Origin of the sequence: Pseudorhodobacter wandonensis, assembly GCF_001202035.1 — a bacterium.
GTDB lineage: Bacteria > Pseudomonadota > Alphaproteobacteria > Rhodobacterales > Rhodobacteraceae > Pseudorhodobacter > Pseudorhodobacter wandonensis.
Map to the genome: position 1 here is coordinate 256,338 of NZ_LGHT01000026.1, position 20,635 is coordinate 276,972.

The window sequence follows — 20,635 nt, forward strand, 5'->3', positions numbered from 1 at the left end:
TGCCCCTATGACCACAGGAAATGCCGCCTTTGCCAAGAAACTTGAGGAATTAGCGCCCGAGCCCTGCTATACACTGCCCCAAAAGAACAAGGCAGTTACATGATTGAACAGGACTTGCGGGACCGGCTGATTTCGGAGCCCGAGAAAATTCTAGGAGACCAAGACGTGATGCGGGCGCTGATTGCGGCGAATGAACGCGCGATGGGTTCAAACATCGTCGATCTGCGCGGCATTGCGATGGAACGGCTGGAAACACGGCTTGACCGGCTGGAAGATACGCATCGCTCGGTCATCGCGGCAGCTTATGAGAATTTGGCCGGCACCAATCAGGTGCATCGCGCGATTTTGCAAATGCTTGACCCGCTGAATTTTGAGGATTTTCTGCGAAGCCTGAGCACGGATGTGATGCAAACCTTGCGTGTGGATTGCGTGCGTTTGGTGCTGGAATCGGTGCAAAGCGCCGATGACCCTGCGCTACGTAAACTGGGCGAGGTGCTTTATGTCGCCGAGCCGGGCTTTATCGCCGAGTATATCGCGGGCGGGCGGAATGTGTCGTTGCGCCCGGTGACGCTGCGCCAGGTCGTGCCGCAATCGGACGCCCTTTACGGCGAGCGCGCTGGCTGGATCCGGTCTGAGGCTCTGATGCGGTTGGATTTCGGCAAGGGCCGTCTGCCGGGCATGTTGGTCATGGGTGCCGAAGACCCACACCAATTCAAACCAACCCAAGGCACAGATCTTTTGGCATTTTTCGCCGGTGTGTTTGAGCGGACCATGCGCCGCTGGCTGTCATGAGCCTGGCCATTTCGCCCGCTGCCCGTGCGGCGCTGGCGGAATGGCTGGCCCATTTGCGCGCCCTCGATGGGGCCGCCGACAACACGTTGAAAGCCTATTCTACGGATATTTCAGGTTATCTCGCATTTCTTGCCCAGCATCGGGGCGGGACCGAGGGGTTGCGCGGGCTGGTCACCGTGCCGCAATCCGATATGCGGGCGTGGATGGCACATGAACGCGGGCGCGGCGTTGGGGCGCGGTCATTGGCGCGGGCTTTATCGGCGGTCAAAGGCTTTACCGCTTGGCTGGCAGACCGTGAGGGAGTGGATGCCACGGCGGCCCTATCTACCCGCGCGCCGAAATTCCGGCGCAAGTTACCACGACCGCTGACTGAAGAAGCCGCCATGCAAGTGCTTGATACTGTGGGCGATAAAGCCCGTGAGGAATGGGTGTCGGCGCGGGATACCGCCGTTGTGACCCTGCTCTACGGCTGCGGCTTGCGGATATCCGAGGCCTTGGGCCTGACCGGTGCAGCCGTGCCCCTGCCCGATGTTTTGCGGATCAAGGGCAAGGGTGGAAAAGAACGTCTGGTGCCGGTTTTGCCCGCCGCCAAGGATGCGGTGGCACGCTATTTGCGCCTTTGCCCTTATGACATCTCGGCCACCACGCCGCTATTTTTCGGCGCACGTGGTGGGGCGTTGAACCCGCGCCTGATTTCCGCCGCGATGGAGCGGGTGCGCGCCCAGCTTGGCCTGCCCGCCTCGGCAACGCCCCATGCCTTGCGCCATTCCTTTGCGACGCATTTGCTAAATGCGGGCGGCGATTTGCGCGCGATACAGGAACTGCTTGGCCATGCCTCGCTTTCCACGACGCAAACCTATACGGCGGTTGATACTGCCCGCTTAATGGAAGTATACGCAAAGGCACATCCGCGCGCGTGAAAGTGCCATCGTAAGGTTTATCCGACTATGACATTGAAAATTAAAGCTCTTTTGGTTCACCTGCTTACAGCGACAGGGGCTGTTCTGGCTATGCTTGCCATGCTTGCCGCGGTTGAGGGCAACTGGAGCCAGATGTTTTGGTGGCTGGTCGTGGCACTGGTGGTTGATGGCATCGACGGCCCGCTTGCCCGCCGCTATGACGTGAAAACCAATTTTCCCACCTATGATGGCGTGCTGCTGGATTTGATTATCGATTACCTGACGTATGTATTCATCCCTGCCTTTGCGCTGTTCAAATCGGGGTTGCTGCCTGATTGGACGGGGTGGATTATCATCATCATTATCACCTATGGGTCAGTGATCTATTTTGTTGATAGCCGCATGAAAACCAAAGACAATTCCTTTGCAGGCTTTCCTGCGTGCTGGAATATGTTTGTGCTGGTGATGTTTGCCTTGCAGCCGGGGTATTGGACCATTCTGGCCTTTGTCGTGGCGCTGACTGTGGCGATGTTTACCAACCTGAAATTCATCCACCCCACCCGCACCGTGCGCTGGAATTGGGTTTCTTTGCCAATGGCACTGGCGTGGACGGTCTTTGCGGGCTGGGCCACTTGGGTTGATTTTCACCCGCACAGCTTGGCGCATTGGGGGCTGATCATCACCTCGCTCTACCTCTGTTTTGCAGGTATCGCCCAGCAAATCATCCCCGAACGCAGCTAAAGCAAAAACCCGCCCGCACCTTCCAGTTTCAGCAGCGCGATTTTGGTTTCAACCCCGCCCGGCGCCGAAAACCCGCCCAAGCCGCTGGCCGCCAAGACGCGGTGGCAGGGGATAAAAATCGGGATCGGGTTCGCACCACAGGCTTGCCCGATCGCCTGCGCGGGGCGGCCAAGCGTTTTGGCAAGCTCGCCATAGGTGCGTGTTTGGCCAAACGGAATCGCAAACATGGCGCGGCGCATCTGTTCCTGAAACCCCGTGCCAAAATCAAGCGGCAGGTCAAACGCCGTGCGTTCGCCCGCAAAATATTCATCCAACTGCCGACAGGCCTCACGCAACAACGCCGTCGGGTCAGACCTGCGCGAGGCCCAATCGAGCCGCGTGATCAGGCCATTTTCCTCGACCACGGAAAACAGGCCAAAGGGCGAATGGAAAACGGCTTGGGGCATCGGGGGCTTTCTTGAAAGGTCGGCTGTGATACTATGCGCAGAGCGTCCAAAGCGAAAGCCCGACAACGCAGCAAAAGGCGGCGATATGATCACCGAGGTTGAACCATTTTTCAGCGATGGCTGCGGACGCTGCGCCCGGTTTGCCACGGCCGAATGCTCGGCACGGATATGGGCCGATGGTCTGGCCCAGCTGCGAAAGCTGTGCCTTGCGGCTGGATTAGAGGAAACCCTGCGTTGGGGCCACCCGTGTTACCAACATGCAGGGCGCAATATTGCGCTGATCGGGGCATTCCGCGGGGATTTCCGGTTAAGTTTTTTCAATGCGGCTTTGTTGGCCGATACGGCAAAATTGCTGGAAAAACCGGGGCCAAACAGCCAAACCGCCAGCGTAATCCGCTTTGCTGCGGCGCATGAGGTTGCTGCGCAAAAAGCCATGATCCTTGCCTATTTGCGCGAGGCAATGCAGCACGCAGAAACTGGAACGATGCCACCGAAAACAGTGCTGACACTGGAACTGCCCGAGGAATTGACTGATGCGCTGGATTTCGACCCCGAACTTGCCGAGGCCTTTGAGGCCCTGACGCCGGGTCGCCAGCGCAGCTATGTGATTGCGCTGTCCTCGGCCAAAAAGCCCGAGACCCGCATCGCGCGCATAGCCAAATATCGCGCCCCCATCCTTGCGGGTAAGGGCGCGATGGAGCGTTAACCCAGTGCCGCATTACAGCGCGCGCAGGTGCAGGCGTGTTTATGCGTGCCGACATCGGGCAAAATCTGCCAGCAGCGCACGCATTTTTCGCCCGGCGCCATTTCAAACACCACCGCCACGCCCGGTACTTCGGGCAGGCGGAACGCCTCGGCGGGCGCTGCATCACCAGTCAGTTGCAGCGATGAGGTGATGGTCAGCTCGGCGAAATTCACCGATTTCAGCGCCGCCAACAGGTCCGCATCTTCAACATGCACCACAGGGGCCGCTTCTAGGCTGGCACCAATCACCTTGGAACTGCGCTGCACCTCCAATGCGGCCACAGTGGCGCGGCGGGCAGCACGAATGCCTACCCATTTCGCGGCCAATGCAGGGTTCAGCCAACCTTCGGGCGTTTCCGGCATATCTTGCAGGTGAACCGAAGACCCATCATCCGGATAGCGCGACAGCCATACATCTTCCATCGTGAACACCAGAATCGGCGCAAGCCATGTGGTCAGACGCTGGAACAGCAGGTCCAGAACGGTACGTGCAGCACGGCGGCGCAGGCTATCGACCGCATCGCAATAGAGCGCGTCTTTGCGCACGTCAAAGAACACCGCCGACAGATCAGTGGTCGCAAACGTAAACAGCTTTTGGAACACACCCTGGAAGTCGAACTTGGCATAGCCTTTGCGGACCTCAATATCCAACTCGGCCAGACGGTGCAGCACCCATTGCTCCAGCTCGGGCATGTCCTTCACATCCACCCGCTCGGCATCGTCAAACCCTGACAGGTTGCCCAACATAAACCGCATAGTGTTGCGCAGGCGGCGATAGCTGTCAGCCACGCCTTTCAGGATTTCCTTACCGATGCGCTGGTCAACCGTATAGTCGGTTTGCGCCACCCACAGCCGCAGAATATCCGCGCCATATTCATCAATGATCGCTTGCGGCGCGATGATGTTGCCGATGGATTTAGACATCTTCATGCCCTTTTCATCCAGCGTAAACCCGTGCGTCACCACGTTATGATAGGGCGCGCGGCCCTTGGTGCCACAAGCCTGCAACAGCGAAGACTGGAACCAGCCACGATGCTGGTCGGTGCCTTCCATATAGACATCGGCGATGCCATCGGCCGTGCCATCCGCGCGGTCTTGCAGCACGAAGGAATGGGTTGAACCTGAATCGAACCACACATCCAGCACGTCAAAGATCTGGTCATAGGCATCGGCGTCATGCAGCCCGTCCAGCATTTTCTCTTTGAAACCAGCCGAGTACCAGATATCCGCGCCATGCGCCTCAAATTCAGCCAAGATGCGCTGGTTCACCGCCGCATCGCGCAGCAGGAAATCAGGGTCAGTCGGCCGCACGCCCTTTTTCACAAAGCAGGTCAGCGGCACACCCCACGCACGCTGGCGTGACAGCACCCAGTCAGGCCGGCTTTCGACCATTGAATGGATACGGTTGCGCCCCGATTGCGGCCACCACTTCACCAACTGGTCAATCGACGACAGCGCGCGCGTGCGGATTGTGTCACCCTGCGCGCCTTTGCCGTCATCCAGCTTGGCATCAATCGCCACAAACCACTGCGGCGTGTTGCGATAGATCACCGGCGCTTTCGACCGCCACGAATGCGGATAGCTGTGCTTAATCTTGCCCTTGGCCAACAAGCCGCCCGCATAGGCAAGCTGCTTGATCACCTCGACATTCGCAGGGCCATCCTTGCCATCGGCATTGATGATCGACTGCCCGCCAAAGATCGGCAAGTCCTTGCGATAGCTGCCATCGGGTTCGACGTTATAGGTCATCGGCAGGCCGAATTTCAGCCCTACTTGATAGTCGTCATCCCCGTGGCTCGGCGCGGTATGCACAAAGCCTGTCCCTGCCTCATCGGTCACATGGTCGCCCGGCAACATCGGCACGTCAAAGTCCCACTCGCCCTCGGCACCTTCAACCCCGCGGAAAGGGTGGGCCAACGTCAGCCCCGCCAGCTCATCAGCCGACACATCGCGCAAACGCGTGGTCATGCCGTCTTCCAGCTTGGCCGCCGCAAACATCTGCGCCGCCAGCGCATCGGCAAGAATGATCTTCTCGCCCACAACCGCTTGCGAATTTTCCGGCGCGCCTGTCACCTCATAGAGGCCATAGGCAATCTCTGGCCCAAAGCACACGCCACGGTTTTGCGGAATGGTCCAAGGCGTCGTGGTCCAGATCACCACTTTTACACCCTTCCAGCCTTCCCGCAACTTCACCATATCGACATCCTCCCACCGAGAGGCATTCTGGTTACCGCTAATTGGTTCTTCGCCATTAAACTGGACTTGCATCGCGCGAAGGAATGAATCCTCCTTCACATCTACGATTGGGAACCGCACCCAAATGGTATGGCTTGTATGGTCGTGATACTCCACTTCCGCCTCGGCCAGCGCGGTTTTCTCAACCGGCGACCACATCACAGGTTTTGACCCCTGATACAGGCTGCCATTCATCAAAAACGCCATGAAATCGCGGGCGATCACGGTTTCGGCGTGGAAATCCATCGTCAAATACGGGTCGGCCCAGTTTCCGGTCACGCCCAAACGCTTGAATTCCTCGCGCTGGATATCCACCCAGCCCTCGGCAAACTTGCGGCATTCCTGACGGAAATCGACAATATCTACCGCGTCCTTATCCAGACCCTTCTTGCGGTATTGCTCTTCGATCTTCCATTCGATCGGCAGGCCGTGGCAATCCCAACCCGGCACATAGCGCGCATCAAAACCCATCATTTGATGGCTGCGCACAATGATATCCTTGATGGTCTTGTTCAGCGCGTGGCCGATATGCAGGTTGCCGTTGGCATAGGGGGGGCCATCATGCAGGGTAAACGGCGTCCGGCCCTTTTTCTCGCGCAAGCGGTCATAGATGCCAATGCTTTCCCACCGCGCCAACCACTCTGGCTCGCGCGCGGGCAGTCCTGCGCGCATCGGAAAATCGGTTTCCGGCAGAAACACGGTGTCTTTGTAATCGGGCGTTGTGTTGGGGGTATCGGCGCACATGGGCGGATTTCCTTACGGATCAAAAATGGGGGGGACAGAAGAAAACAAGGCCGCGCGCAAAATCGCTGCGCTATTCATCCCGGCACCTGAACAGGGTCAGAGCGCCGGGCGGCTAATTCGTATGGTTTTCGCGTATATCTGTCGCATAGGGCGGGTTATACGCGGGGTTTGGCGCGTGGTCCAGCCATGCAATGCAGCCCGCGGCAAAAGCCGCATGAATTGCTATCCGCTATCGCCGATACATGCAAAGCCGTGGCTTGGCGTGCACGACCCGTTCATTTCATCTTGGCATAAATACCTAAATTCAGGCCTGGTCATTCGCCCTGGGCATCAGAACTGGTAAACCCCTCAAATGCCCCTGTCAGCGCGCGGCTCATTAGGTTCGTTACCTTGGGCTTTGGCAGCGCGGCAAAGGGCATAGGGCGGCACAGTTCCATTGCGGCCACACCGACGCGGGCAGTCAGCGCGCCATTGACCACACCTTCGCCAAAGCGCCGCGACAATTTGCCCAATAGTCCGCCGCCCGCAACAGATCCGATCAGATCATCGCCCAATGCCAGTGCCCCCGTCGCCAAAAGATGCGAAAACACCCGCCGCAACAGCTTTAGGCTGCCCAGCGTCCCCGACCGCCCACCATAGAGTGCCGCGATCTTGCGGATCATCGACAGGTTGGAAAACAACGCCACCACCACATCGGCCAGCGCCAATGGCACCAATGCCGTTACGGTGGCCACGCGCCGCGCCGCGGCCTCAATCTCGGCCCGCGCGGCCAAATCGATTGGCCCCAACAGCTCAACTTCAGCCAGATTCAACAACCCGTCTCCGTCCATTACATCGCCACGCCGCTCGGCCAGCCGCGCTGCACCCCAGCGCAGATCGGGGCGGTTTTTATACAGCGACAGCAAGTGATCCACCACCTTCGCGGCAGGTTTCAGCAGATCTGCCTGCCGCGCGGCCTCGACCTCGGCCCGTAAATGATCCAGTCGCCCCAAGCGGTAAAACCCCAACGCCTCGCGCAGCGCCAAAGCCAGCAATACCGCAAGCGCCACAGCCGTCAGCCCAAAGGCAACCCAACCCAGCACAGAATTGCGCGCCAGCAAGCCGGTTACGAAATCATAGACCGCGACCGAGATCATAAAGCTGAACAAACTGCCCAACACCCAAACGGCAAAACGCATCAGCCCCGAAGGTTGCGCACCTGCCACTGATGCCGCCGCCTGCATCACCCGCCCTGCAGGCAAGCCCAAATCAGGCACCGGCGGCGCATCCGACGGCGTTTGGCTTGGCGCCTCATCAAGATCAATCAGCACAGGCTTGGCCATATCGGCTCCTTTTCAAAGGCTTGCAGGCTATCCCAAACGGTCCGTCAACAGAAACTCGGCGGCGCGGTCCAACCGGATATGCGGCGGCCCGTCACCCGGACGCAATGTCAGCCGCGCTGGCGCAAAGGACATTACCGAGTAATCATTGTCCAACCACGCCGCCTCGCCCTTGCGCGCGGGGCCAAGCAGGTGGTTCGGGTCCTCAGGCAGCACGCCCGCAAACATCGCGGCTTGCTTGCCGGTTTCCAGCAATGTCCCACGCACCAGATCGAGGCGTTGCCCGCCGTGGTTGCGCGTTTCCTCGATTGTCGCGCGCAGGGCTGCCAGTGACATCGCACTGGTTTCCGCCCCGCTAAAGGCCGCGCGGTCCCGCGCCTCACGCAACAACGCCTCGGTAATCGCGGTCAGGCGCGGGTGTTGCGTGTGGTGCAAGTGATCGGCCTTGGTCGCCGCAAACAAGATCTTGTCAACCCGTTTGCCCAGCAAGATCGCGCTCAGAAACCCATTCTGTCCCGGCCGAAACGCACCCAGAATCTCGGCCATCGTGCGGCGCATATCTTCCAGCGCCATTGGCCCGGCGTGAATGGCGCCCAACACATCCATCAACACAACCTGCCGGTCAATCCGCGCAAAATGATCGCGGAAAAACGGCCGAACGACGCGGGATTTATATGCCTCGAACCGCCGATCCATTTCGCGCCAAAGACTACCGCGCGGGGCATCACCGGGCTTTGGCAAAGGCGCAAAAGTAAGCACCGGGCTGCCCGCCAAATCACCGGGCAGCAAAAACCGCCCCGGCGTGCAATCAGACCAACCGGCCCTGCGCGCGGCCTGCAAATAACCGGTAAAACTGGCGGCGAGGGCTTGGGCGCGCGGTTCGTCCAGCTTCAGGCTGGCATCCTCGGCCCGCGCCCGTGCCATGAAATCGGTAGCCTCTGTGCGATGTGCGATGCGCGACAGCGTCGCCTCGGACCAATCGGCATAGGTTTTGCCCATCAGTGACAGATCCAACAACCACTCGCCAGGGTAGTCGATAATATCCAGATGAATGGTACGCGGCCCCGTCAGCCCACCCAGCATCCCCCCCAAAAAACCCGAAGGGTGCACCCGCAGCGACAGCCGCAGCTCGGATATCGCGCGGGTCGAGGCAGGCCAATGCGGCGCCGCCCCCGTCAGTGCGGCAAGATGGCTCTCATAGTCAAACCTCGGCAAAGTATCATCGGGCTGGGGTTGCAAGAAAGCAGTTTCGATGCGCGACGCGGCAGTGAACTGCGGCATCCGCCCGCGATCCAAAAGGTTGGCAACAAGGCTGGTAATGAACACCGTCTTGCCCGCGCGTGACAAACCTGTCACGCCCAACCGGATCACCGGCTCAAACAACGCCTCGGATACCCCCGACATCGCGGCATCGATACCGCGGCTCAGGCCATCTGTAATCCCACCCAGCACAAATCGCCCTTTTTCTTGCCTTACCGGTTCAAGATAGGCGCTCTACCTGCAGGATCAAAGGGGAAAGCCGCGCAAAGCTGCATCACACTGCTTTCAGCCCCTTGCCAGTACAAAGCGCGCGCGATAACCGGAAACGATGCCGAGATATGCTTTGAAAATTGAATACGAGGGCGGGCCATTCAATGGCTGGCAACGCCAATCCGAAGGGCAGCTCACGGTTCAGGGCGCGATTGAGGCTGCACTGGCACGGCTGGAACCCGGCCCGCACACCATTGCCGCAGCAGGCCGCACCGATGCAGGCGTACACGGGCTGGGGCAAGTCGCGCATTGCGACTTGACCAAAGATTGGGATCCGTTCCGGCTGACCGGCGCGCTGAACGCCCACCTGCGCCCTCTGCCCGTTTCAGTCGTGGCTTGCGCGATGGTCGCGGACGCGTTTCACGCACGGTTTTCGGCACAAGAGCGGCGCTATCTTTTCCGTTTGGTCACCCGCCGCGCACCTGTGACCCATGACCGCGGGTTGGTGTGGCAAGTCAACCATCCGCTGGATGTGCAAGCCATGCGTGAAGGGGCCGCCCATTTGATCGGGCTGCATGATTTTACCACCTTTCGATCAAGCATGTGCCAATCGGCCTCACCCGTCAAAACTGTCGATGAGATTATGATTGCCGAGCAGGATTACCCGGAAGGCCGTGAATACTGCTTTCATCTGCGCGCACGGTCGTTTTTGCACAACCAAGTCAGATCGTTTGTCGGAACGCTTGAGCGCGTGGGCGCGGGCGCGTGGCCCGCTGTGAAAGTGGCCGAGGCTTTGGCCGCAAAAGACCGCGCGGCTTGCGGACCAGTTTGCCCACCGCAAGGGTTATATCTAAGCGGCGTATCCTACCCGCAAGATCCATTCTTGTGAGCTTTGCACCCAGCGGCAACGGTTGCGGGGGCTGTCTGCCCCCCTTCGCCTGACGGCGAATTCCCCCCGAGGATATTTTTGCCGAAAAGAAAGCCAAAGAGTCCAGCACCCCATCGGGGATTTCTCCAGCGACGGGGCGCTTTCTCTCCGGGCGGTCATCGGCTTCCCAGCCTGTACCGCAGTTACCAATATGACTTGGATTGGTTAAATCTTTCTAAACCGCTTTCTTTTCGGCAAAAATATCCTCAGGGGGTGAATTGGCCTTAAGGCCAAGAGGGGGCAGAATGCCCCCTACTTTGCTTTTTACCCGAACCTAATTCAAATCTTTTAGCAAACGGCCGTGGCGGCGGATTTCTGTCAAAACCGCACCAAAACTACGTAGCCCACGTCCCTCAAGCATCGGCAACAGCTTTAAGAATGCGTCCGCGGTGGCCACGCTATCGCCAATCGCAGTGTGGCGCGCCTCTTCGGGGATGGTAATCGACAGACGGTGGGTTAGCGCGTCGAGGCTGTGCTCTTCGTGCTGGCCAAAGATCACAGCCGAGAGCAGGACGGTATCAAGGATTGGATTGTCAAAGCGCGCGCCGATCGCGGGTTCATGGCGGCGCAGGAATTCCATGTCAAAGGGGGCGTTATGGGCGATCAGCACTGCCCCTTCGGCAAACTTGTGGAAAGCACGGCCAACGATTGCAATATCGGGGGCGTCTGCGACCATGGCTTCGGTAATCCCATGCACCACAGTGGACGCAGCCGGAATAGGGCGGCCCGGATTGACCAAACTGTCAAACACTTCGGCCTCGACACGTTTGCCGTTGACGATGCGCACAGCTGCAATTTGGACGATTTCATCCCCCTGACCGGGCAACAGCCCTGTCGTTTCGGTATCGAAAACAACATAGGTCAGATCGGCCAGGGCTTGTTCGGCAACTGCGGCATTGCGCTCCTTGCCCAGCAGATCGAAGTCATAAACCACAGCACGGGCGATGGGTATCGGCCTTGGACCACTTCGCCGCGCTATGCGGACGGGCAAGCAAATGGCTTGGCGACCATCAGGCAAATCTTCGGGCCATATGTCGGTCGCATGGCTGGTCAGCACGCTGTGGCCCGTCACCCCCGGCACATCGTCATCCAGCCCCGCCTCCATCCATTGTTCAAGATCGCCAACCCGAAGGGGCGCGCCTTGCCAGCAAAGGCGCAACAGGGCATCCGTACTGTCTTCTTCGACCGTCAACTCAAATTTGTTGATATTCAGCAGCTTGGCAGCGCGCATCCCGACAAAGGCCAGAAGTGACACCATTTCGAACCCGTCGCAGCGCAGCAAAAGCGGCACATCTTGGGCGGCCAGTTCCAGCCCGCCTGCCTCAAATCTGGCGCGCAAACCATCGGTCAGGTCGGTGATGCGCAAGGGCGATCGTGGCACCAGTTCGGCCTGCCCTTCATCCTTGCGCTTGGCAAGCTCGGCGATGGCCTTGCTTAGCCCGTCTGCTTCTTGGCGCAGGGCCGCATCCATCGCGGGCGGTGTGCTGCTGCCTTCGGGCAGCACAGCCAGCAACGCCCGCAGGTTGGCAGCCGGGCGTCGCACACGGTCAAGCACCTCGGCCAATAGTGCCTCGCGCTTGGTATGGGCGGCCAAATCGGCGGTAACGTCGCGCAAGGTTAGCACATAACCGGCTACCCCAGTTTCATTGGGCAGCAACCGCATACGGGCGGCCAAAATCTGACCGCCATCGCGGGTGGCGCATAGCAGATCCGAGGCGGCATCAGGATCTTTGGCCTCGGTCAAGCGGGTGTGCGCATGGCGGATCGGCCCTTCGCGCAAATAATCGAACAGCTTGCGGTCCAACCCCGGCGCCACGCCCTTGGAGGCCTGACCGATCAGATCAACCGCCATGCCATTGTAAAACACCAGTTGATGATCTGCCGTACACAAGAGCACCCCCACAGGTACATCCGACAGTAACGCGGCCAGCTTGTTCTTCTCGGCTGAAAGGCGGGTGGTTTCGCGCGCCACAGCCTCGGCCAGCGCATTGCGGGTTTCTGACAGGCTGTGCGCAGTGGCGCGGGCTGCGGGGGCCAGATCACCCAGATAGCGCGCGATTTTGGGATCGACCTCGACGCCGACATCGGCATGGGCGCGGGCCCGCAAGGCGCCGGCCAACAGGTCAATCGGTTTGGAGACGTTCACATCGAACAAATACCAAATACCCGCCGTCAGCCCCAGCACGCCAAAGCTGCCGATCACACCGCCCTGAACAAAGGCGTTCAGGCTTTCAGGCGCGCCAAGACGCTGATACCCCATCATCAACCCAAGACACAGCAACACGACCGCACCAAGGGCCAAGGCGGCAAAGAATAAAAACACGCGCACCCGCAGGCTCAGGCTTTCAAGGGACAAGCTCATATCAGCCCCCTTTGCGCTTTGGGTTCTGGCGGTTTTCTTTGCATCCTGCAGCCCCTCCGCTATTCAATGCCTTCAGCCCTCAATCAGGCGGCGCACTTCCGATCTTAATTCGGCCAGCTCGAACGGTTTTGAAATGAACCCGTCTGCCCCCAGCGCAAGGCCCTTTTTGCGCTCAATCGCCGAGCCTCGGGCGGTCATCATCAGGATTTTGATACTGGCCAAGTCGGGATCAAGCTGCATGGCCTGGCAAATCTCATACCCCGACATTTCGGGCAGCATCACATCCAACAGCACCAAATCGGGGCGCATTGCACGAATGCGGGCCAGCGCTTCGCCGCCATTGGCAACGCGATCATGGGAATAGCCTTCGCGGGTCAGCAGATAGTCAAGCGCGAGCGCAATGTTATCCTCATCTTCGACCACCATGATTTTTGGCTTGGGTCCTTGATCGGTCGGCATGGTTTTACCCTTCCTGACATGCGGCGCGTTGCAATTCGTCCTCTTTGCCTGCCTCTGCCCAAGTGCCGCCCGTCAGCGTCCCATCAGGTGCAAAGACTGTACCATCAACCAGATCGGCGCGGCGGCCATTGGCGCAATCGAATGCTATCGGCACCCGCTGCGTGGCGACCCAACGCTGCACCAGCATCACATCGGCGCGGCGAAACGCGCTGTTTTCCATGCTTTTGACCATGCCAGTCCGGTCTAGCGCCGCAAAACGGGTCGAAACCGGGAAAACATAGGTCCACGGACGATACAGCACTTTGTCAGTCGGCGAGGACAGTATCACCACATCCGACGGCAGCGCACCTGTTGCGCGGTCGTACCATGTATACTCGTTCCAGATCGAAAACAGCAGCATGCCTGCGCCAACTGCCGCCGGAAGCATCCATTTTGGCAAGCGCCCGCCAGACAGATGCCGCGCGATGACCACAAGGCCGAAAAGCCCCGCCCCTGCGCCAAGTGTTCCGATCAGATCCATCAACATAAGACATTTGCTTTCATGAGCGGGCACCCCGTGCCGAGCCAACAGCCGATTGCATGGTGCGTACCACCACAAACGCATCACGCAGGTGCGAGCGTTCAAAATCGGACAAGTCAGAGGGTGCCATAAAGTTATCAGGTTTACGGCCAGACCGGACCAACCGCGCTTGGTTTTCCAGCCGGATTTCGGCGATCATATCATAGGCCTCAATCAGATCACGTGCGCCGGAAACTGAAATCACGCCCGCATCCTCGGCCGCCAGCAGGCGCGCGCGGGTGTTGACGGCGGTCAGTTTGCCGATCAGCGCATAAACGCGGCCAAGGTCGGTTACGGGCACCACACCACTGTGTTTCAGGTCGATATGGTTCTTATGCTCGCCAGAACGGATGGTGGCAAAGCCGCGCAACAGGCCAAGCGGCGGCGAATGCGTCAGACTGTTCGAAATCATATGTGCGACAAAAATCGAGTTTTTCGACGCCATTTGCAGCGTTTCATCCTGCAAATCACGGAACAGGCTGGCCGCCCCGCCGATGGGGCGCAAGTCAAACATCACGCTTGCCAGCATTTGTGCCGTTGGGTCGGGCGTCGCCACCCATTTGCGGAAATATTCGCGCCAGACCCGCACAGGTTGGCACCAGGTCGGGTTGGTCGCCATCATATCGCCGGGGCAATAGAAATAACCGACCGCATCCAGCCCATCGCTGACAAATTTGGCCAGTGCCGCAAAATAGGGCATATCAGCCCCGGTCACGCTGTCATCCAGCATCAGGCAATTGTCCTGATCTGACACGCCGGTTTGTTCCTGCCGACCTTGGCTGCCGCAAGCCAGCCACAGGTAGGGCACTGGCGGCGCGCCAAGCTCGGCCTCGGCCAGTTTTAGCAGGCGGCGGGTAACGGTGTCGGCGATGTCGGTGATAAGGCGTGTCACCACCTCATGCGCGTTATGGCTGCCGACCAGCTGCACCAAAAGCGCCGGAATGCGGGCGGTGACGGCGGCCATTTCGGCCACGGTCTCGGCAGTTGCTGCATCGCGCACAAGGCTGGCCGAAGAAACGGCGGCAAAGCGGGTCAGGTCGGTCTGCGTGACCATGCCAACCAAACGCGTGCCCTCGACGACCGGCAAATGGCCAATACGGCGTTCCAGCATGATATGCAGGATGTCCGAGCCCAGATCTTCGGGGGTCAGCGTGACCGGTTCGCGCGTCATAATGCCCGCCACAGGGCTGCCAGGGTCCAGACCGATGGCCAGCACTTTGTTGGTCATGTCGCGGGTGGTGACGATGCCTTGAAAAACCCCATCCTCAACCACGCCAAGGCTGGAGACATGGGCATCGCGCATTTTGGCGGCGGCCGTGCGGATCGGCTCATCCGGCCCGATGGTAACCGGCTTGCGCGCCATCAGGTCGGCAACTTTTTGGGTGGTCAGATCGGCTGTACGCGCCTCTGACGAGCGGCCACGGCTAAAAAAGCGGGCAAAGGCTGGGGAATTGGCGATCAGACGTTTGAAATCCGGCGTTGGCAGCATCAGCGCAACGGTCTCTTCGGTCGCCTTTGCAGTGGTGACGGCCAAACCGTCGCGCAACAGGCCACGCTCGCCAAACGAATTCCGAGGACCGAGCAGCGATACAAGCCCACCCGAAGGTTCCAGCACCTCAACCGAGCCGCGCTTGACCAGAAAGATGCCGTTCAGGGGATGGCCGGTGTGGTAAATCTCATCTCCAGCAGCATATTCGCGGCGTTCAAACACGCCCGCAACCTGCGCCAGATCATCCTTTGACAACGTGTCATAAGGGTGGACGGTTTCCAGAAAGCTGATGATAGCCGCGTTGGGCAAAGTCATTTTTCGGTCGTCCTTCACAGAAAAGGAATGCCCCCCGGTGCAACACCGGAGGGCAAAGTGGTTTTAGTGACCGGTTGCAGCGCCTGCACCTTTAGGGATGCGGATGCTTTCTACCAAGTCCTGGATATGTGCCGGCGGTGCTTTGGTCGCGCCAGACACAAGGTAAGCCACCCCAAAGTTCACCAAAGCACCGATTGCACCGAAGGATGTCGATTTGATCGACAGCAACAGTGGGTTGGCGTCAGTAAAGCTGTTGGTATCCGGAATAAAGAACCAGCCTTTGTGCAAGAAGATGTACACAATGGTGATCGTCAAACCAGACAACATACCTGCCACAGCACCCGTGTTGTTGATGCGCTTCGAGAAGATGCCCATCATCAGCGCCGGGAAGATCGACGATGCTGCCAGACCAAAGGCAAGTGCCACGGTTTGTGCCGCAAAGCCCGGAGGGTTAAGGCCAAGGTATGTCGCCACACAGATGGCGACGCCCATCGAGATACGCGCAGCCAACAGCTCGCCTTTTTCCGAGATGCTCGGGTTCAACTGACCTTTGATCAAGTCATGGCTGATCGCCGACGAGATCGCAAGCAGCAGGCCCGCAGCGGTAGACAAAGCAGCCGCAAGACCACCGGCAGCCACCAGGGCGATAACCCAACCTGGCAAGTTGGCGATTTCAGGATTGGCCAGAACCATGATGTCGTTGTTCACGGTCAACTCGTTGCCGGTCCAGCCTTTCGCCGCTGCTGCAGCGTTGAACGCCTCGTCTTTGGACTTATCGTTATAGTACTGGATCTTGCCGTCGCCGTTTTTGTCTTCGAACTTCAACAGGCCGGTTTGTTCCCAGTTTTCCATCCACTGCAATTCAGGCTTGTTTGCAATGTCTTCCAAAGCAACTGCTTCGCCGGATGTCCCGTTTGGCCACATAGTTGTGGTCAGGTTCAGACGGCCCATTGCGCCAACAGCTGGGGCAACAGTGTAAAGCAACGCAATGAACACCAGCGCCCAGCCAGCCGACGAACGGGCGTCAGCCACTTTTGGCACGGTAAAGAAGCGAACGATAACGTGGGGCAGACCCGCAGTACCGATCATCAGCGACACGGTGAACAAGAACATGTTCAGGGTTGTGTCATGCGCTTCGGTATAGCTGGCAAAGCCCAACTCCTGAATGATCTCATTCAGCTTTTGCAACAAAGGCATGCCCGAAGCAGTATGCTCGGAGAACAGGCCAACCGGCGGCAAGATCTGCCCAGTCAGTTGCAGAGAGATGAAAACGGCCGGAATTGTATAGGCCAGGATCAAAACAACATATTGTGCAACCTGCGTATAGGTAATGCCTTTCATGCCGCCAAGAACAGCGTAGAAGAACACAACCGCCGCACCGATCAGCAAACCGGTCGAGCTTGACACGCCCAAAAAGCGCGAGAAGGCAACGCCAACGCCGGTCATCTGGCCGATAACATAGGTTACCGAAGCGATGATCAGGCAGATAACAGCAACCATACGTGCCGAAGGGCTGTAGAAACGGTCGCCGATAAATTCCGGCACAGTGAACTTGCCGAATTTACGCAGGTAAGGTGCCAGCAACATCGCCAGCAGAACATAGCCGCCGGTCCAGCCCATCAGATAGGCCGAAGAATCGTAGCCGCCGAACGAGATAAGACCCGCCATCGAGATGAAAGACGCGGCCGACATCCAGTCAGCGCCTGTGGCCATACCGTTCAGAACGGGGTGAACACCGCCGCCAGCCGCATAGAATTCAGCGGTCGAACCCGCACGGGCCCAGATCGCGATACCGAAGTACAGCGCGAAAGACGCACCGACCACGATAAGGTTAAGAGTAAACTGATCCATGTTCTCTGCTTTCCCTTATTCTTCCACGCCGTATTCGGCGTCGATTTTACCCATCTTCCAAGCGTAGAAGAAAATCAGCACGAGAAAGACCAGAATGGACCCTTGCTGTGCAAACCAGAAACCGAGGTCCGTGCCCCCGATTGCGATACCCGAAAGCATTGGACGCAGAAGAATACCAAAGCCGAATGAGCACATGAACCAGATGACCAAGCTGATGCTGATGATCCGGATGTTTGCAGCCCAATAGGCGTTGGACGATGATTTGTCCGCCATTTGCGTAACTCCCTTTTTTGTTCCCTCAACCGCCACTCCAGCACAGAGAGGCAGCCCTTCCCCTTACGCCATCACCCGCGCCACGGCGGCCTGCATTGCGGTTGCGACCTCTGCGATATTCGCCATCGCATCGACCGTCTCCAAAACACCAAGGCCTTTGTAATAGGTGATAAGCGGTGCCGTCTGGGCGTGATACGCAGCAAGCCGCGCCCCCGCCGTTTCGGCATTGTCGTCGGCACGGCGTTTGAAATCCGTGCCGCCGCATTTGTCGCAAACCCCGGCTTTGGCCGGCTGTTTGAATGCATCATGATAGCCTTCGCCACAGGTGGCGCAGGTATAGCGGCCCGCAACGCGGGCAATCATCGGTGCGTCCTCGACTTCCATCGAGATCACCGAATTCACGCGCTGACCGGTGCTTTTCAGCAAACCATCAAGCGCCTCGGCCTGCCCTGCGGTGCGGGGAAAGCCGTCCAAAATCACACCTTTACGGGTATCAGGGTCGGCCATGCGGTCCTTCAGGATCGCCAGCACGATGTCATCCGAAACAAGACCGCCCGCCGACATCACTGCTTTGGCTTGCTTGCCCGCCTCGGTGCCCGCGGCCACTGCGGCACGCAGCAGGTCGCCCGTAGACAGCTGCACAAAGCCAAAGGTTTCCTCCAGCATTCTGGCTTGGGTGCCTTTGCCGGCCCCCGGGGGGCCAAGCAAAATAAGAACTGCCGGGTTGGTAGTTGCGTCAGCCATGCGTCAGCTCCGGTTCATGCGGTTGTCGATCAGCTCTTCAACCACCGACGGGTCTGCAAGGGTCGAGGTATCACCCAGCGCGCCATAATCGTTTTCGGCGATCTTGCGCAAAATGCGGCGCATGATCTTGCCCGAGCGGGTTTTCGGCAGGCCCGGCGCCCATTGGATAAGGTCGGGGCTGGCAATCGGGCCAATCTCGGTGCGGACCCATTTCACCAGCTCTTTGCGCAGCTCATCCGTAGGTTCGACATCGTTCATCAAGGTGACATAGGCATAGATGCCCTGGCCCTTGATCTCATGCGGATACCCAACCACCGCAGCCTCAGCGACCAGTGAATGCGCAACCAGCGCCGATTCAACCTCGGCCGTGCCCATGCGGTGGCCCGATACGTTGATCACGTCATCGACGCGGCCGGTGATCCAGTAGTAACCATCCGCATCGCGGCGGCAGCCGTCACCGGTGAAATAATAGCCGGGATACTGGCTGAAATAGGCCTCTTCAAACCGCGCATGATCACCCCAAAGCGTGCGCATCTGGCCCGGCCAGCTGTCAGCAACACACAGCACGCCCTCGGCCACGGTTTCCGACTGGATCGCAGCATTCGCAGGGTCCAACACAATTGGCGCGACGCCAAAGAACGGCTTGGTCGCCGAGCCCGGTTTTTGCGGAATAGCCCCCGGCAGCGGGGTGACAAGGTGGCCGCCGGTTTCGGTTTGCCAGAAGGTATCAACGATCGGGCATTTGCCCTTGCCAACATGGGTGTTGTACCAGTTCCACGCCTCGGGGTTGATCGGTTCACCCACCGAACCCAACAGCTTGAGGCTGGAAAGATCATGCTTTTCAACCCATTCCGCCCCTTGGCCCATCAGTGCACGAATGGCGGTGGGGGCGGTGTAGAACTGGTTGACCTTATGCTTGGCGCAGACTTCCCAGAAACGGCCAGCATCGGGATAGGTTGGCACGCCTTCAAACATGATCGTCGTCGCGCCATTCGCCAGCGGGCCATAGATGATATAGCTGTGGCCAGTGACCCAGCCCACATCGGCGGTGCACCAGAACACATCGCCGTCATGGTAGTCGAACGTCATCTGATGCGTCATCGCCGCGTAAACCAGATAGCCGCCCGACGTATGAACAACACCCTTTGGCTTGCCCGTGGACCCCGAGGTGTAAAGAATGAACAGCGGATCTTCGGCGTTCATTTCCACATAGGAACAATACGGCGCAACGGCGGCCATCTCGGCCTTAACGTCCACATCACGGCCGGAAACCCACGTGGTCTGATCGCCGGTATGTTTGACCACAAGGCATTTCACGCGGTCATCGCAATGCAATAGCGCCGCATCGGTGTTGGCCTTTAGCGCGGTTTTGCGGCCACCACGGGGCGCGAAATCGGCGGTAATCACGCATTTTGCCTCGGAATCATTGATCCGGTTGGCCAGCGCATCGGGCGAAAAGCCTGCAAAAACGATTGAATGGATCGCGCCGATACGGGCACAGGCCAGCATGGCATAGGCCGCCTCGGGGATCATCGGCAGATAGATGACAACGCGGTCACCCTTTTTTACGCCCTGTGCTTTTAGCACATTGGCCATGCGGCAGGTGTTTTCCAACAGCTGCGTATAGGTGATGTGCTGCGCAGGCGTATCGGGGTGATCGGGTTCCCAGATGATAGCGGTTTGGTTGGCGCGGGTGGTCATGTGACGGTCAACGCAGTTGGCGGACACGTTCAGATTGCCATCCTCGTACCATTTGATCGAAACCTGACCCAGATTGAAGTTGGTATCTTTGACCTTGGTGTAAGGTTTGATCCAATCTATCCGCTTGCCTTGCTCGGCCCAAAAGGCGGTCGGATCGGCCATGGATGCAGCATACATCGCCTCATAATCGGCGGCTTTGACATGAGCATTGGCGATAAATTCTTCTGAAGCTGGATAGACCTTACCGGCCTGAACGGGTTGCGACATGATTGTTCCTCCTCATAACGGGCAGTGCCTTGCCCTTCGATGCCCCGCCACAATTTGCGACGATCACCTATTCTCTCAAACGCACTGTAACATAATAGTCAATTTTTGCGTAAACCTTTTTGAAACAATGATTTTCTTGTAAAATTATTTACGAAAACGAGGGGGTGTTTGTAAATTTGAAAAATTGTGGCAGATTTTTGGCATTGTTTTTCAAACTGATAGCCGTTCACAAAACGGTGAGAAATTACGCTATCCGCGGCGGTATTCGCCTGCCAAGTCAGATTACCCAGCGTTCCA

17 protein-coding genes are annotated in these 20,635 nt (G+C 58.6%); 5 read left to right on the plus strand and 12 right to left on the minus strand.

The annotated features are described in order from the left end of the window. The first annotated feature begins 99 nt into the window (after positions 1-99). From AKU79_RS07785 to AKU79_RS07795, 3 genes are read left to right on the plus strand one after another with little or no spacing between them, the layout of a single operon-like run. A complete protein-coding gene (locus AKU79_RS07785) occupies positions 100-792 on the plus strand; it encodes a DUF484 family protein (protein WP_050523010.1) in 693 nt (230 codons plus the stop codon). Continuing rightward, a complete protein-coding gene (locus AKU79_RS07790; protein WP_050523011.1) occupies positions 789-1,712 on the plus strand; it encodes a tyrosine recombinase XerC in 924 nt (307 codons plus the stop codon). Before AKU79_RS07785 ends, AKU79_RS07790 begins: the two co-directional genes overlap by 4 nt. Before the next feature lie 27 nt (positions 1,713-1,739). Continuing rightward, a complete protein-coding gene (locus AKU79_RS07795; protein ID WP_050523012.1) occupies positions 1,740-2,432 on the plus strand; it encodes a CDP-alcohol phosphatidyltransferase family protein in 693 nt (230 codons plus the stop codon). On the opposite strand, the gene AKU79_RS07800 is transcribed toward AKU79_RS07795, so the two are convergent. Then, positions 2,429-2,878 carry a methylated-DNA--[protein]-cysteine S-methyltransferase gene (locus AKU79_RS07800; protein ID WP_050523095.1) on the minus strand — a complete coding sequence of 150 codons (450 nt, stop codon included), beginning with the start codon at positions 2,876-2,878 and terminating at the stop codon, positions 2,429-2,431. The two genes, AKU79_RS07795 and AKU79_RS07800, sit on opposite strands and share 4 nt — an antisense overlap. An 85-nt stretch (positions 2,879-2,963) precedes the next feature. On the opposite strand from AKU79_RS07800, the gene AKU79_RS07805 reads away from it, so the two are divergent. Beyond that, a complete protein-coding gene (locus tag AKU79_RS07805; RefSeq protein WP_050523013.1) occupies positions 2,964-3,584 on the plus strand; it encodes a YdeI/OmpD-associated family protein in 621 nt (206 codons plus the stop codon). Here AKU79_RS07805 and ileS read toward each other — a convergent pair. The 3 genes from ileS to AKU79_RS07825 form a co-directional block, all read right to left on the minus strand. Then, the gene (gene ileS, locus AKU79_RS07810; RefSeq protein WP_050523014.1) at positions 3,581-6,601 is read right to left on the minus strand and encodes an isoleucine--tRNA ligase; all 3,021 of its coding nucleotides are present in this window, start codon (positions 6,599-6,601) and stop codon (positions 3,581-3,583) included. The genes AKU79_RS07805 and ileS overlap by 4 nt on opposite strands. Positions 6,602-6,915: 314 nt before the next feature. Further along, the gene (locus AKU79_RS07820; protein ID WP_050523016.1) at positions 6,916-7,923 is read right to left on the minus strand and encodes a YcjF family protein; all 1,008 of its coding nucleotides are present in this window, start codon (positions 7,921-7,923) and stop codon (positions 6,916-6,918) included. Positions 7,924-7,950: 27 nt separating this feature from the next. Then, positions 7,951-9,324 (minus strand): YcjX family GTP-binding protein, encoded by a 1,374-nt coding sequence (locus AKU79_RS07825; RefSeq protein ID WP_050523096.1) that lies wholly within the window; start codon positions 9,322-9,324, stop codon positions 7,951-7,953. 184 nt (positions 9,325-9,508) lie between these two features. On the opposite strand from AKU79_RS07825, the gene truA reads away from it, so the two are divergent. Then, complete coding sequence (truA, locus tag AKU79_RS07830) at positions 9,509-10,279, plus strand: tRNA pseudouridine(38-40) synthase TruA (protein ID WP_050523017.1); 771 nt, start codon at positions 9,509-9,511, stop codon at positions 10,277-10,279. Positions 10,280-10,592: 313 nt separating this feature from the next. Here truA and AKU79_RS07835 read toward each other — a convergent pair whose 3' ends face one another. The 8 genes from AKU79_RS07835 to acs all read right to left on the minus strand — a co-directional run bounded on the left by AKU79_RS07835 (position 10,593) and on the right by acs (position 20,338). Beyond that, positions 10,593-12,680: a 3'-5' exonuclease gene (locus tag AKU79_RS07835; protein WP_050523018.1), complete on the minus strand. Its 2,088-nt coding sequence runs from the start codon at positions 12,678-12,680 to the stop codon at positions 10,593-10,595. A 72-nt stretch (positions 12,681-12,752) separates the two neighbouring features. Next, positions 12,753-13,139: a response regulator transcription factor gene (locus AKU79_RS07840; RefSeq protein ID WP_050523019.1), complete on the minus strand. Its 387-nt coding sequence runs from the start codon at positions 13,137-13,139 to the stop codon at positions 12,753-12,755. A 4-nt stretch (positions 13,140-13,143) separates the two neighbouring features. Beyond that, positions 13,144-13,659, minus strand: a complete 516-nt coding sequence (locus AKU79_RS07845) for a hypothetical protein (protein ID WP_231580120.1) — start codon at positions 13,657-13,659, stop codon at positions 13,144-13,146. Positions 13,660-13,678: 19 nt separating this feature from the next. Continuing rightward, positions 13,679-15,502 carry a DUF294 nucleotidyltransferase-like domain-containing protein gene (locus AKU79_RS07850; protein ID WP_050523021.1) on the minus strand — a complete coding sequence of 608 codons (1,824 nt, stop codon included), beginning with the start codon at positions 15,500-15,502 and terminating at the stop codon, positions 13,679-13,681. A 63-nt stretch (positions 15,503-15,565) separates the two neighbouring features. Beyond that, positions 15,566-17,353: a sodium:solute symporter family protein gene (locus AKU79_RS07855; protein WP_050523022.1), complete on the minus strand. Its 1,788-nt coding sequence runs from the start codon at positions 17,351-17,353 to the stop codon at positions 15,566-15,568. Positions 17,354-17,368: 15 nt separating this feature from the next. Next, a complete protein-coding gene (locus AKU79_RS07860) occupies positions 17,369-17,626 on the minus strand; it encodes a DUF4212 domain-containing protein (protein ID WP_050523023.1) in 258 nt (85 codons plus the stop codon). A 63-nt stretch (positions 17,627-17,689) separates the two neighbouring features. Then, positions 17,690-18,370, minus strand: a complete 681-nt coding sequence (locus AKU79_RS07865; protein WP_050523024.1) for an adenylate kinase — start codon at positions 18,368-18,370, stop codon at positions 17,690-17,692. A gap of 3 nt (positions 18,371-18,373) precedes the next feature. Beyond that, a complete protein-coding gene (acs, locus tag AKU79_RS07870) occupies positions 18,374-20,338 on the minus strand; it encodes an acetate--CoA ligase (protein WP_050523025.1) in 1,965 nt (654 codons plus the stop codon). Positions 20,339-20,635 lie beyond the last annotated feature (297 nt).

What these genes read in the sequence shown, in the direction of transcription:
- AKU79_RS07785 (WP_050523010.1), top strand. Translation starts at nt 100, where the DNA reads ATGATTGAACAGGACTTGCGGGACCGGCTGATTTCGGAGCCCGAGAAA.
- AKU79_RS07790 (WP_050523011.1), top strand. Translation starts at nt 789, where the DNA reads ATGAGCCTGGCCATTTCGCCCGCTGCCCGTGCGGCGCTGGCGGAATGG.
- AKU79_RS07795 (WP_050523012.1), top strand. Translation starts at nt 1,740, where the DNA reads ATGACATTGAAAATTAAAGCTCTTTTGGTTCACCTGCTTACAGCGACA.
- AKU79_RS07800 (WP_050523095.1), bottom strand. Translation starts at nt 2,878, where the DNA reads ATGCCCCAAGCCGTTTTCCATTCGCCCTTTGGCCTGTTTTCCGTGGTC.
- AKU79_RS07805 (WP_050523013.1), top strand. Translation starts at nt 2,964, where the DNA reads ATGATCACCGAGGTTGAACCATTTTTCAGCGATGGCTGCGGACGCTGC.
- ileS (WP_050523014.1), bottom strand. Translation starts at nt 6,601, where the DNA reads ATGTGCGCCGATACCCCCAACACAACGCCCGATTACAAAGACACCGTG.
- AKU79_RS07820 (WP_050523016.1), bottom strand. Translation starts at nt 7,923, where the DNA reads ATGGCCAAGCCTGTGCTGATTGATCTTGATGAGGCGCCAAGCCAAACG.
- AKU79_RS07825 (WP_050523096.1), bottom strand. Translation starts at nt 9,324, where the DNA reads ATGTCGGGGGTATCCGAGGCGTTGTTTGAGCCGGTGATCCGGTTGGGC.
- truA (WP_050523017.1), top strand. Translation starts at nt 9,509, where the DNA reads ATGCCGAGATATGCTTTGAAAATTGAATACGAGGGCGGGCCATTCAAT.
- AKU79_RS07835 (WP_050523018.1), bottom strand. Translation starts at nt 12,680, where the DNA reads ATGAGCTTGTCCCTTGAAAGCCTGAGCCTGCGGGTGCGCGTGTTTTTA.
- AKU79_RS07840 (WP_050523019.1), bottom strand. Translation starts at nt 13,139, where the DNA reads ATGCCGACCGATCAAGGACCCAAGCCAAAAATCATGGTGGTCGAAGAT.
- AKU79_RS07845 (WP_231580120.1), bottom strand. Translation starts at nt 13,659, where the DNA reads ATGGATCTGATCGGAACACTTGGCGCAGGGGCGGGGCTTTTCGGCCTT.
- AKU79_RS07850 (WP_050523021.1), bottom strand. Translation starts at nt 15,502, where the DNA reads ATGACTTTGCCCAACGCGGCTATCATCAGCTTTCTGGAAACCGTCCAC.
- AKU79_RS07855 (WP_050523022.1), bottom strand. Translation starts at nt 17,353, where the DNA reads ATGGATCAGTTTACTCTTAACCTTATCGTGGTCGGTGCGTCTTTCGCG.
- AKU79_RS07860 (WP_050523023.1), bottom strand. Translation starts at nt 17,626, where the DNA reads ATGGCGGACAAATCATCGTCCAACGCCTATTGGGCTGCAAACATCCGG.
- AKU79_RS07865 (WP_050523024.1), bottom strand. Translation starts at nt 18,370, where the DNA reads ATGGCTGACGCAACTACCAACCCGGCAGTTCTTATTTTGCTTGGCCCC.
- acs (WP_050523025.1), bottom strand. Translation starts at nt 20,338, where the DNA reads ATGTCGCAACCCGTTCAGGCCGGTAAGGTCTATCCAGCTTCAGAAGAA.